The organism is Streptomyces sp. NPDC045899 (assembly GCF_056431485.1).
Genome location: NZ_JBWKKP010000008.1, coordinates 1 through 12,913, shown reverse-complemented (window position 1 = coordinate 12,913; position 12,913 = coordinate 1). Strand labels below are relative to the sequence as shown.

Below are 12,913 nucleotides of genomic sequence, written 5' to 3'. Positions count from 1 at the left end.
CGGACGATGGTTGTGCTCAATGATCAGCGACCGAGTCGTCCGCGCACCATACCGACCATGGCCGTCAGCTCTTCGATCCGCATCCGTTTCGCCGCAATGTAGAAGACCGCGATAAGAACGAGACCGCCGCCCGTCAGGGACGCTAGGGAGCCCATGAGGCCGGAGCCGACCGACTGGGTGATGGCGTAGGCCGCGCCGCCGCCGAGAAGGGCGGCGGGGACGCTGGCGCCCACGAGACGGGTGTAGGTGCGCACGACGTGGCGACCGTTGAGATCACCGCCCAGACGGACGCGCAGACGCTTCCACGCCACGCCTACGCCGATCGTGTAGGCCAGCCCATAGGCGGCGGCCATTCCGACGACGGCCCAGCGGGCGGGCAGCACCACGAAGCACAGCGCGGAGGCGGCGGCGTTCACGGCGGCGATGATCACCGTGTTGTAGAAGGGGGTGCGGGTGTCCTCGTAGGCGTAGAAGCCGCGGAGGACCACGTACTGCACCGAGAAGGGGATCAGGCCGAGGCCGAAGGCCATCAGCATGTAGCCCATGGACTGGGCCGCCTCGGTGCCGGAGGCGCCGAACAGCAGCGTGCACATGGGGATGCCGAGCGCCACGAACGCGAAGGCGATGGGCACGATGGCGACGGCGGAGGTGCGCAGGCCCTGCGAGATGTCGTCGCGGACCGCGCCCGCGTCCCCGTCGGCGGCCGCGCGGGAGATCCGGGGCAGCAGGGCGGCCATCACCGAGACGGTGATGATCGCCTGGGGCATGCCCCAGATGAGCTGCGCGCTGGAGTAGCCCAGGTAGCCGGTACCGGGGAAGCCCTGGTTGTCGGCCTTGGATCCGGCCCAGGTGGCCAGCTGGGTCACCACGACGACGCCCACCTGGTTGGCGAGGACGAACATGACGGTCCACTTGGCCAGCTTGGCGGCCTTGCCGAGGCCGTGTCCCCGCCAGTCGAAGCGCGGCCGGAACCGGAAGCCCGAGGCGCGCAGATAGGGGAACATCGCGAGCGACTGGACGACCAGTCCGAGGAGGGTGCCGACGCCGAGCAGCTGGATGCCCTCCGGCGTGATCGTCCTGACTTCCATCTTCGAGCTGCTGGCAGTGCCGAACACGTAGATGAACAGGCCGAAGGTGAAGATTATGACGATGTTGTTCAGGACCGGGGTCCACATCATCGCGCCGAAACGGCCACGGGCGTTGAGGATCTGCCCGACGACCACGTGGACGCCCATGAAGAAGATCGTGGGAAGGCAGTAGCGGGCGAAGGTGACCGCGACCTCGTTGGCCGGGGGGTTCTCGGCGATGTCCGCCGACATCATGCGGACCAGCAGCGGGGCGGCGAACACGGCCACGGCCACGAGGACGCCGAGGACCACCATCACCAGGGTGAGCAGTCGGTTGGCGTAGGCGATGCCGCCGTCGTCGTCCTCTTTCATGGCACGGACGAGCTGCGGGACGAACACCGAGTTCAGACCGCCGCCGATGGTGAGGATGTAGATCATCGTCGGCAGGGTGTAGGCGACGGCGTAGGTGTCACCGAGGGTCGCGGCGCCGAGGGCCGCGATGATCACCATCTGCCGGACGAAGCCGGTCAGCCGGGAGACCAGGGTTCCGGCGGCCATCAGCGCGCTGGACTGGAGCAGGCTCGACGCGCGGCCGCCGGAGCGCTTGGCGGGCGGCTCCTCGGCGGGCGGCTCGGTGATCACCGGTGCGGCCACCGTCGGTGCGGCGGCCGACGCGGGCCCGGAAGGGGGTTCGGGCCGCGCGGGACCGGGCACCGGGGCCTGACTCTGGGAAGGCGGCTGCGGATAGCCCTGGGGGCTCTGTGGAAGGCCCGGGGAGCGGCGGGGCTCGTACGGCTGCTGATCGCGGTAGAGATGCGCGAAGGCGTCCTGCTGGGGCTGCTCCCCCGCCCCGTAGCCGCCGCCCGCGTCCGGGTATCCCTGGGCGGCGGGGTCGGCGTACTGCGCCTGCGGGGGGCCGGCGGGTGCCTGCCCGGCGGCCGGCGGCCAGGCATGCGGGTCGTGGCCCCGCGGCGCTGCTGCCTGCTGGGGGTAGTGCTGCTGTGGATGGCCGCCCTGCGGGGGCGCGGCCCGGTCGTACAGCGGATCCGTCAGCGGATCATGGCCGTAGCCGTCCTGCGGCGCCGACGCGTAGGGGTAGGGCGTGTAGGTGCCGGTGACGTACGGGTCCTGGAGGTACGGATCCTGCGTGTAGTGCGGCTGCCCGTACGCCTGGCGGGGGTCGGCCGCGGGTGCCTGGGCGTCGCCCAGATACGGATCGCTCTGGTGCGGCTCCGGTCCGTACGGGTCGTGGGGAGTGTGCGGGGACGGCTGTGGCGGTGGCGGCCCCTGGCCATCACCGTCATATGGCGCGTTCATCGCTACCCCACCTCATCGTCCGCTGCGGCCGGCCGGCCCGGGCATTGCTCAATGCTCCACTTTCTCACCCGAGCCGGACGGGTCAGCGCTTTGCGATCCGGTGTCCGACGCCGGGTCACTCGGCTGCTCGGGCACGAGAGCGTGGAACGCGTCACATTTCCCGGTCTCTTCGCTCCCGGACTCCGCGGCGCCCTCGGCGTCATCGGTGCCGTCCGCGTCCTCGGCGCCCGGCTCCGTGTCCGTCTTGTCCTCATCGCCCGCGGCGGAGCGCTTGCGCTGGACGTAGATCCGGATGCCGGCGAGGACCAGCAGCAGTACACCGCCCGCGATCACGAGGATGACGGTCGAGGTGATCTCGGTGACATTCACCTGGAACCTCACCTTGTCGCCGTACGGCTGGCCGTCCGGGGTCTCCAGCTGTGCTGTGACCCACACCGGTCCGTTCGCGTTCGCCGTGGTGCCCATCTTCACGGACTGGCTGTGGCCGCCCTCCACGCTGACGACCTGCGGATCGCCGACCCTCAGCCGGTTGTCCTGCTGTGAGGTGAGGACCAGCCGCAGCTCGACTCCCTGCAGCAGGTTGTTCTGCACGGTCACCGGGATGGTGGCGCTCCGCCCGGACAGCGTCATGTTCGACTTCGGTACCAGGCGCACCTTCTTGGTGAGGCCTTGCAGATAGCTCGCGACACCATGGCGGAAACCGGCCGCCTTCTGAGCTTCGCCCCGCCAGGAAGTGGACATGTCGCGCCGGATCGCGTTGCCGAACGGTGGGGCCACCCGGTTCTTCGCGGTGAGGATCCGCTCGAACCTGTCGAGGGTCGCCTGGGTCTTCTGGATGCCCTCGAACGCCTTGGCGGGCAGCTCCTGCTTGCGCAGCGCCTGGGGGTACGCGGCTGCGCCGGGCACCCGCTGGGTGGCGTTCGGGTCGGGCTTGGCCTGGGCGGCCCGGCCCAGGTCGAGCGGCTCGCTCCACTGCCCGGGAAGGCCCTTCAGCGCCGCCGCCATGGCCTGCGCCTGGCTGGCGGTGGGCATCCGCTGCGGTGCGACGACGATGCTGCGCTGCTTGTCCGGATCCTGGAGGTTGATCATCTGGCTCTGGGCCAGGAACCGCTGGATGGCGAGTGTGGAGTTCTCCGGCGTGGACATGTCGCCGGTGAACGCGGTGGAGAGCCGTGCGTCGGCGACCACCGCGGTGTTGCCGCCGCCGATCTGACGGGCCGCGGTCGGGGTGTAGGAGAGCCCGCCGGTCTCCCGGAAGCTGTCGCTGCGGGCGATCACGTTGTGCGCGCCCGCGGAGGTGGCGACATCCACGACGGAGGAGTCGACCGCTCCGTCCACCGGCCAGGCGAAGTCGGTGCGGGGCTTCACGCCGAGCACGGTCTGCAGGGTGCTGGAGGCGAGCTCGGTGGCGTCCTGGAGGTGGCGGAGCGCGCCGTAGTTCTTGCCGCGGTGGGCGACGGAGGCGAGGTCGGGGTCGGCGAAGGGGAGCGCGACCACCTGGTGGTTCTCCACGGCCTTCTGGAGGTCGTCGAGCCACTGCTTGGCGACGGCCTCTCCGCGGCCCGGGGTGGTGTCGTCGTCCGCGCCCTTGGGGCCCTGCACCTCGTACCCCTTGGTCATCGACTCGACCGTGGCGATCAGATCGGGGTCGATCAGCCAGGTGACGGGGAGACTCTTCCCCAGCGTCACCATCTGCTGCAGCCGGCCGCCCGGAGAGAGCTCCTTGACGAGGCTGTCATCGCGGAAGATGGGGGTGCGGTCCTCGTCGTTCTCCGTACGAGGAGTCATATGGGTGGAGGAGATGAGCGGCCACAGAAAGGTGAGCTGTGACTTCTTGTCCGCCGGGCTGGTCTGCCAGGGGAGGAAGGTGCGCTGGATCCCCAGCACCTGCGGCCAGGGCCGGTTCTGGGTCTGTCCGCTGAGGGAGACTCCGAGCGGGTAGACGCCGTCCTGGCCGAGGTTCAGCTTGTCCACCGGTATGGAGAGCGAGAAGTCACGGCTGGCACCGGCCGCCAGCTTTCCGATCTTCTTGGTGTACTTGCCGCCGATCTCGGCGCCGTCCGTGGCCGGGGAGTAGCTGGTGCTTCTGGCGGCGCTGTCGATCGCGTTGCGGCCGTTGAGCGGCGAACCGGTCCGCAGGCCGACATGCGCACCGGAGATGGCCGTTTTAGTGCCATTCGTCACGGTTCCATCGACCGTGACCGTGTCGCCCTTCTTCGGTGCGGTGGGTGTCATCGACGTGATGGCGACGTCCACGGAACGTGAGCGGGTGACTTTGCTCTCGGATGGTGCCGCGGAGACCGCCTGGGTCGTCCGGGCCGTGTGCTCCGCCGGGGCCGCGTAGGCGGTGGGCGCCGCGGGGAGCTGTGTTCCGCCCGCGAGCACCGGCACGGCCGCGAGCCATGCCGCCGTGTGCCGCAGCCATCGACGGGCACGAGCGGAAGTGTTCCCCCGGAGGTCTGCCGCATCGGCCACGCGCTTGCCCGTCCCTCTTCGTCAGTGGTCGTCAGTGGTCGTCGCAATGTGCGTCCACGGAATGGTAACGATGCCCGCTGTGGCGAAGTGCGGTGGAGAGCTCCACAAGATCGTTACGGGATCGGTTGCGCCGATCAACGCCGATCAACGTGGAGGCCCCGTGGCGTGCGGCCACGTACCCTGTGCTGTTGTGCCGAACGCCAACAATGACAGCCGATCCCCGCAGTCGACCAATGAGCTCAGCCAGGTGCAGCGCCGTGCCGTGGCCGAATTGCTGAGGGTTTCTCCCGTCGCTGACGATCTCGCCCGCCGGTTCGAGCAGGCCGGTTTCCGGCTGGCCCTCGTCGGGGGCTCGGTACGGGACGCGCTGCTCGGCCGCCTCGGCAATGACCTGGACTTCACGACGGATGCCCGGCCCGATGACGTGCTGAAGATCGTCCGTCCCTGGGCGGACGCCCTCTGGGAAGTCGGTATCGCCTTCGGTACGGTCGGCTGCCGCAAGGACGGTCCTGCCGAAAACGGGACACAGCAGAGCTTCCAGATTGAAATCACGACGTACCGGTCAGAAGCCTATGACCGGACATCCCGGAAGCCCGAGGTGTCCTACGGCGACTCCATCGAGGACGATCTGGTCCGCCGGGACTTCACCGTGAACGCGATGGCGGTGGCTCTTCCGCAGAAGGAGTTCATCGACCCGCACAACGGTCTGGAGGACCTGGCGGCCCGGGTGCTGCGTACGCCGGGGACGCCCGAGGAGTCCTTCTCCGACGATCCGCTGCGGATGATGCGTGCCGCGCGGTTCGCCGCCCAGCTGGGCTTCGAGGTCGCCCCCGACGTCATCGCCGCCATGACCTCCATGGCGGGCCGTATCGAGATCGTCTCGGCCGAGCGGGTGCGTGAGGAGCTCAACAAGCTGGTCCTCGGTGCTCACCCCCGCCAGGGGCTGCGGCTGCTCGTCGACACCGGGCTCGCCGACTGTGTTGTGCCGGAGATCCCGGCGCTGCAGCTGGAGCGTGATGAGCATCACCGGCACAAGGACGTCTACGAGCACTCGCTGACCGTGCTGGAGCAGGCCATCGATCTGGAGGAGAGCGGACCGGACCTGGTGCTGCGGCTGGCGGCCCTGCTGCATGACATCGGCAAGCCGCGGACGCGCCGGTTTGAGAAGGACGGCCGGGTCTCCTTCCACCACCACGAGGTGGTGGGCGCCAAGATGACCAAGTCGCGGATGACCAAGCTGAAGTACTCCAACGAGATGGTGAAGGACGTCTCGCGTCTGGTGGAACTTCATCTGCGCTTCCACGGCTATGGCACGGGCGAGTGGACCGACTCCGCGGTGCGTCGCTATGTACGCGACGCGGGACCGCTGCTGGACCGGCTGCACAAGCTCACCCGCTCGGACTGCACCACGCGCAACAAGCGCAAGGCATCGGCGCTTTCGCGTGCGTACGACGGGCTGGAGGAGCGCATCGCCCGCCTCCAGGAGCAGGAGGAGCTGGATGCCATCCGCCCGGACCTGGATGGCAACGAGATCATGAAGGTCCTCGGTATCGCCCCGGGTCCGGAGGTCGGCAAGGCGTACAAGCACCTGCTGGAGCTCCGGCTGGAGAACGGCCCCATGGAGCGGGATGACGCCGTCGCGGCACTCAAGGAGTGGTGGACGGCCCAGTCATAGGGCCGGCGTCGGTGGCGTGGCTACGTTTCACGTGAAACATCGCGCCGCTTCGCCTCCTCCTGGTCCTGTTTCACGTGAAACAGGACCAGGGTCGCGGTGATCGCGTAGAGCAGCGCCACACAGATCACCAGGAGCGACGAGACCCCGTCGGGCGGCAGCATGACGGCGGCGACTCCCGCGGCGCCCACGAAGGCGACGTTGAACAGGACGTCATAGAGGGAGAAGACCCGGCCGCGGAAGTCATCGTCGATGGATGACTGCACCACGGTGTCGGTGGCGATCTTCGCTCCCTGGGTGGTGAGTCCGAGGACGAAGGCGGCGACGAGCATCGGGGCGGGCTCGAAGGGCAGCCCCAGCCCGGGTTCCAGCAGGGCGGCGGCCGCCGCGCACACCATGATCCAGGAAAGCTGGCCATCCGTGCGGGAGTGAACGCCGACGCTGCTGAGGCGGCCCACCGCCCAGGGAGTGATCAGCGCGGCCGCGAAGAAGCCCGCTCCGGAGACACCGACCGCCAGACCGAGCAGGGCCAGTCCGTCGGCCTCGGTGCCGGCCCACTCATGGCGGCAGAGCATCAGCACCATCACCGTGAGCGCGCCGTAGCAGAAGCGCATCAGCGTCATCGCGGTCAGCGCCAGGGTCGGATCCCGGCGCTTGAGCAGATGCCGCACCCCCGCTACCAGGCCCTGAGCCGTACTCAGCAGCGCGGCGCGGAGCCGTGGCTGGAGCACCGCCGGGTCGGGGCCGAGCAGATCGAGCGGCATCACGAGCGCCGTGAGCCCCGCGGCGAGGTAGAGAGTGGCGCCCAGCAGGACGACCAGTGCGTCCGACGAGGAGCCGCCCGGGCCCGACAGGCGGAGGACGAGCGCCACCATGCCACCCAGGGTGGCGGCCAGGGTTCCCGCGGTCGGTGACAAGGAGTTGGCCATCACCAGTCGCTCCGGTGTGTCCACCACCCGCGGCAGCGCGGCCGAGAGCCCCGCCAGGACGAAGCGGTTCACCGCCGTCACGGAGAGGGCGGAGACGTAGAAGACCGAGTCCGGCACCTGGGCGAGCACCAGAACGGCGGTTCCGGCGGCCAGTCCGGAGCGCAGCAGGTTGCCGTAGAGCAGGACCTGCCGACGGCGCCAGCGGTCCAGCAGCACACCGGCGAACGGGCCGAGGAGGGAGTAGGGGAGCAGCAGCACCGCCATGGCGGAGGCGATGGCGGCGGCGGAGGTCTCCTTCTCGGGGGAGAAGACCACATAGGTGGCCAGCGCGATCTGGTAGACGCCGTCGGCCGACTGGGACAGCAGACGGACGGCCAGGAGGTGGCGGAAGTCGCGGAGTTGCAGCAGTACGCGGAGATCACGCACAACAGGCATGACGCCACCTTCACACACGACACGGGCCTCCGGGTGTATTACCCGGAGGCCCGTGATCATGCGGCGAGCACGGTCTTAGCGCTCGACCTCACCCTTGATGAACTTCTCCACGTTGGCGCGGGCCTCGTCGTCGAAGTACTGCACGGGCGGCGACTTCATGAAGTACGAGGAGGCGGAGAGGATCGGGCCGCCGATGCCCCGGTCCTTGGCGATCTTCGCGGCGCGCAGGGCGTCGATGATGACACCGGCGGAGTTCGGGGAGTCCCAGACCTCGAGCTTGTACTCCAGGTTCAGCGGGACGTCACCGAAGGCGCGGCCCTCGAGGCGGACGTACGCCCACTTGCGGTCGTCCAGCCAGGCCACGTAGTCGGACGGGCCGATGTGCACGTTGTCCTCGCCCAGGTCCCGATCGGGGATCTGGGAGGTGACGGCCTGGGTCTTGGAGATCTTCTTGGACTCCAGGCGCTCGCGCTCGAGCATGTTCTTGAAGTCCATGTTGCCGCCGACGTTCAGCTGCATGGTGCGGTCCAGGATGACGCCCCGGTCCTCGAACAGCTTGGCCATCACACGGTGCGTGATGGTCGCGCCGACCTGCGACTTGATGTCGTCACCGACGATCGGAACGCCGGCCTCGGTGAACTTGTCCGCCCACTCCTTGGTGCCGGCGATGAAGACCGGGAGCGCGTTGACGAAGGCGACCTTGGCGTCGATGGCGCACTGCGCGTAGAACTTCGCGGCGGCCTCGGAGCCCACGGGCAGGTAGCAGACCAGAACGTCGACCTGCTTGTCCTTGAGGACCTGGACGACGTCGACGGGGGTCTCGTCGGACTCGTCGATGGTCTGGCGGTAGTACTTGCCCAGACCGTCGAGGGTGTGACCGCGCTGGACGGTGACGCCGGTGGACGGCACGTCGCAGATCTTGATGGTGTTGTTCTCGCTGGCGCCGATGGCGTCGGCGACGTCGAGGCCGACCTTCTTCGCGTCCACGTCGAACGCGGCCACGAACTCCACGTCACGGACGTGGTAGTCGCCGAACTGCACGTGCATCAGACCCGGCACGCGGGCGTCCGGGTCGGCGTCCTTGTAGTACTCGACGCCCTGCACCAGCGAGGCGGCGCAGTTGCCCACGCCGACGATGGCTACACGAACCGAACCCATTCCGGTTGCTCCCTGTGTGTACTGGATGAAGCCCTGCGGATTGCGGGACCTCATATGGCGGTGTCATCGGACGGATCCGGCCGGGAACCACCCCGGTGCCGGGGCAGGCCGCCCGTATCTGGTGACTGGTCCTGATGTGGCGCCCGGCCCGGCCCTTGCTCCGGTGTCCGGTCCTGCCCGGCGGTACCGCTGCGCTGTTCGCGCCCGGCCCGCTCGCTCTCGATCAGCTCGTTCAGCCAGCGGACCTCGCGCTCCACCGACTCCATCCCGTGCCGTTGCAGCTCGAGGGTGTAGTCGTCCAGGCGCTCACGGGTGCGGGAGAGGGAGGCACGCATCTTCTCCAGACGCTCCTCCAGACGGCTGCGCCGTCCTTCCAGCACCCGCATCCGCACCTCACGCGACGTCTGGCCGAAGAAGGCGAAGCGAACACCGAAGTGCTCGTCCTCCCAGGCGTCCGGCCCGGTGTGGGCCAGCAACTCTTCGAAGCGCTCCTTGCCCTCCGCCGTCAGCCTGTAGACGATCTTCGCCCTGCGCCCGGCGAGGGTCGCCGCGAGGGCTTCGTCGGGGGCGCTGCCGGGCTCTTCGATCAACCAGCCGTTGGCGACCAGAGTCTTGAGGCAGGGATAGAGGCTGCCGTAGCTGAACGCACGGAACACCCCGAGCGAGGTGTTGAGGCGTTTCCGCAGCTCGTATCCGTGCATCGGGGACTCGCGGAGCAGGCCGAGGACAGCGAACTCGAGCACGCCGGAGCGTCTGCTCATGTCCTGCCTCCCCTGTCTCCTGAGTCGCTATGCCGAGCTGATGTATCGGCTCGATACATCTAGACGATAGAACCACGATCCTGGTGGGACAAGAGCGACCACGGTGAACGGCGTCACATCATCAATTCGTGCGACTCAATCTGACGGTTATGGAGTGAAGATGCCGGGTGGGCGGGTTTTGACCGTGCGTACTCTGTTCGCCATGCAGACTTACGGGAACCATGCGACGCCGAGATGCGTCCTCGTCCCGGATGCTGTGCGTCCGGTTGCCTGGCGTGGCTGGATCGCACGTCGGGGGGACCGGAAGCCACCTGCCGCTTTCAGGCGATTGAGCCTGCCCGAGGAGTAGTCGTTCCATGAGCGAGCACCGTCGCAAGCCGCCGCAGCCCCAGGGCGGCGGACGAGCAGCGGCCCGGCGAGCCGGACAGCAGTCGTCCGGCCGTCGCGCAGCACCGGCGCACCATGCCACCAGCGGGTCGGGGTCCGGCCCGCACGGTGAAGAGCGCCCCACTGGTAGCCGGGCCGAGGCCCGGCGAGCCGCCCAGCGTGGTGGCGGCCGCAGACGCGCACCCGATCCGGGTGCGGGCCGCGCGGGCCGCACCCGGGGCGGCGATCAGCCCGCCAAGAAGCGCTTCATCGACTACCCCCGGGCGGGCAAGTCGGGCTTCCGGCGCTGGGTCCCGTCCTGGAAACTGGTGACGGGCACCTTCCTCTTCTTCTTCGCGGCGCTGATCGGCGCCGCGGGCATCGGTCTGTGGTTGGTGGAGGTACCCACCGCGCAGGCCGCGTCCCAGACCCAGAAGAACGTGTACTACTGGGCCGACGGCTCGCAGATGGTGGTCTCGGGCGGTGGTGACCTCAACCGTCAGATCGTTCCGCTGGACCAGATCCCCAAGGACATGCAGAACGCGGTGATCTCCGCGGAGAACGCCAGCTTCTACGACGACTCCGGCGTCGACCCCATGGGCATCGCGCGCGCCGTGGTGAACATGGCGCGCGGCGGAGAGACCCAGAGTGGTTCGACGATCACCCAGCAGTTCGTCAAGAACACCTACCTGGACCAGTCGCAGACGCTGACGCGCAAGGTCAGGGAGCTGTTCATCTCCATAAAGGTGGGAGCCACCGAGGAGAAGGACGAAATCCTCGCCGGCTACCTCAACACCGCGTACTACGGACGCGGTGCCTACGGCTGTCAGGCCGCGGCCCGCGCCTACTACGACAAGGACTGTGTGAAGCTCACGGCCAGTGAGTCCGCCTTCCTCGCCGCCACGCTGAACGGTCCGAACCTCTACGACCCGAACGGCGGCTACGGCCCCAACGCCGACAAGGCCAGCAACACCAAGCGTGCCAAGGCGCGCTGGGCCTGGATCCTCAGGCGTGAGGCCCAGGTGGGCAAGATCTCGAAGAGCCAGGCCGAGGGGATCATCGCAAAGAAGTTCCCCACCCCGCGTGATCCGCAGATCGCGACGAACAAGCAGGGCCAGATCGGGTATCTGACCGAACTCGCCGACAACTACATCGTCGCCAACACCGGGATCAGCAGTAAGCAGCTGCACCGGGGCGGGTATCAGATCCACACCACCTTCGACCGCAAGAAGGTGGGCCAGCTCAAGAAGGCCGTCCAGAAGGTCTCCAAGGAGAACCTCAATCCTGACGACCGTGACGTCGACAACTACGTGCAGTTCGGCGGCGCCTCGGTGGAGCCCAGGACGGGCAAGATCATGGCGATCTACGGCGGCAAGGACGCGCTGGAGCACTACCGCAACAACGCCGACTACACCGGTGTCCAGGTGGGGTCGACCTTCAAGCCCTTCGTCCTGGCCGCCGCGATGACCGACGGAAAGCGGGATCCGGCGGGCGGAAGGGATCAGACCGCCACCGAGCGGACCCAGGTCTCACCGAGCAGTGTGTACAACGGTGACAACAAACTGACCCTGCGTGATTACGACGGGAAAGTCTGGCTGGACAAGCACAACAAGGAATGGCACCAGAGAAACGACGGTGACCAGAGCAAGGGGCCCATCACCCTGCGCACCGCGATGCAGTTCTCGGTGAACACCCCCTTCATCCAGCTGGGCATGGACGTCGGCACCGACAAGGTGCGGAACGCGGCACTCCAGGCGGGCCTCAGCAAGGAGCAGCTGGCCGAGATCACACCCAGCTTCTCCCTGGGCACCTCCGCGCCCAGCGCCATCCGGCTCGCCGGGTCGTACGCCACCTTCGCGGCCAGCGGCAAGCAGGTCGATCCGTACTCGGTCGAGCGGATCGAAAACAAGAAGGGCGAGGTCTACAACCACAAGGACCACGTCAAGGTCACCCAGGCCTTCGACGCGAACGTGGCGAACAACGTCACCGACGTCCTGGAGAACGTCGTCCAGAAGGGCACCGGCACCTCGGCGCAGATCGGCCGTCCCGTGGCCGGCAAGACCGGTACCACCGACGAGAACAAGTCGGCGTGGTTCTCCGGCTACACCCCGCAGCTGTCCACTTCCATCGGCATGTGGCGGGTGAACGACAAGGCCAAGAACCAGAAGTTCCTGTCCATGCGCGGTGTGGGCGGTCAGGAGTCGATCCACGGCGCCTCCTATCCGGCCGAGATCTGGGCCGACTACATGCGCGAGGCGATGAAGGGCAAGAAGGCCAAGAGCTTCCCGGAGCCCGGGCCGATCGGGCAGAAGGTCTTCGGCAACGACGCGAGCCCGAGCCCGCCGCCTCCGACGCCCTCCGAGACACCTTCGGAGAAGCCGTCCGAGACGCCCTCGGAGAAGCCGTCCGAGACGCCTTCCGAGTCACCGTCGCCCACCGAGACCTGTGATCCGCTGGACCCCCGGTGCACCGAGGACAGCGGGGGCAACGGCAACGGCGGGAACAACGGCGGTCCGGGCGGCGGTCCGGGGGGCGACCCCACGGACACGCCGACCACGGAACCACCAGGGGACGACAGCGGCGGCATCTTCGGTGGCCCGACCGGCTACCGCAGGGAGGAATAACCTCCCGCGTCCACACCCCTGAACCGGCGGGGGGGGGGGGGGGGGGGGGGGGGGGGGGGGGGGTGGGGGGGGGGGGGGGAGGGGGGGAAGGGCCGATGTCGGGGAGGTA

7 protein-coding genes are annotated in these 12,913 nt (G+C 68.3%); 2 read left to right on the top strand and 5 right to left on the bottom strand.

Going from position 1 to position 12,913, the window contains the following annotated elements; translation table 11 throughout:
* Nucleotides 1-23: 23 nt before the first annotated feature.
* Together murJ and AC07FT_RS13925 are read right to left on the bottom strand one after the other, a co-directional pair.
* A complete protein-coding gene (murJ, locus tag AC07FT_RS13930) occupies nt 24-2,384 on the bottom strand; it encodes a murein biosynthesis integral membrane protein MurJ (protein WP_479176440.1) in 2,361 nt (786 codons plus the stop codon).
* A gap of 48 nt (nt 2,385-2,432) precedes the next feature.
* Nucleotides 2,433-4,859 (bottom strand): DUF6049 family protein, encoded by a 2,427-nt coding sequence (locus tag AC07FT_RS13925; RefSeq protein WP_479176439.1) that lies wholly within the window; start codon nt 4,857-4,859, stop codon nt 2,433-2,435.
* A gap of 190 nt (nt 4,860-5,049) precedes the next feature.
* Between AC07FT_RS13925 and AC07FT_RS13920 the strand changes: the two genes are divergently transcribed.
* Nucleotides 5,050-6,534: a CCA tRNA nucleotidyltransferase gene (locus AC07FT_RS13920; RefSeq protein WP_479176438.1), complete on the top strand. Its 1,485-nt coding sequence runs from the start codon at nt 5,050-5,052 to the stop codon at nt 6,532-6,534.
* A gap of 20 nt (nt 6,535-6,554) precedes the next feature.
* Here AC07FT_RS13920 and AC07FT_RS13915 read toward each other — a convergent pair whose 3' ends face one another.
* The 3 genes from AC07FT_RS13915 to AC07FT_RS13905 form a co-directional block, all read right to left on the bottom strand.
* The gene (locus tag AC07FT_RS13915) at nt 6,555-7,895 is read right to left on the bottom strand and encodes an MFS transporter (RefSeq protein ID WP_479176437.1); all 1,341 of its coding nucleotides are present in this window, start codon (nt 7,893-7,895) and stop codon (nt 6,555-6,557) included.
* Nucleotides 7,896-7,970: 75 nt separating this feature from the next.
* Nucleotides 7,971-9,053: an inositol-3-phosphate synthase gene (locus AC07FT_RS13910; protein WP_471192000.1), complete on the bottom strand. Its 1,083-nt coding sequence runs from the start codon at nt 9,051-9,053 to the stop codon at nt 7,971-7,973.
* Nucleotides 9,054-9,103: 50 nt separating this feature from the next.
* Nucleotides 9,104-9,814, bottom strand: coding sequence for a PadR family transcriptional regulator (locus tag AC07FT_RS13905; protein ID WP_471191997.1), 711 nt, complete (start codon nt 9,812-9,814; stop codon nt 9,104-9,106).
* Nucleotides 9,815-10,170: 356 nt separating this feature from the next.
* Here AC07FT_RS13905 and AC07FT_RS13900 point away from each other — a divergent pair, with 356 nt between their 5' ends.
* Nucleotides 10,171-12,804, top strand: coding sequence for a transglycosylase domain-containing protein (locus AC07FT_RS13900; RefSeq protein WP_479176436.1), 2,634 nt, complete (start codon nt 10,171-10,173; stop codon nt 12,802-12,804).
* Nucleotides 12,805-12,913 lie beyond the last annotated feature (109 nt).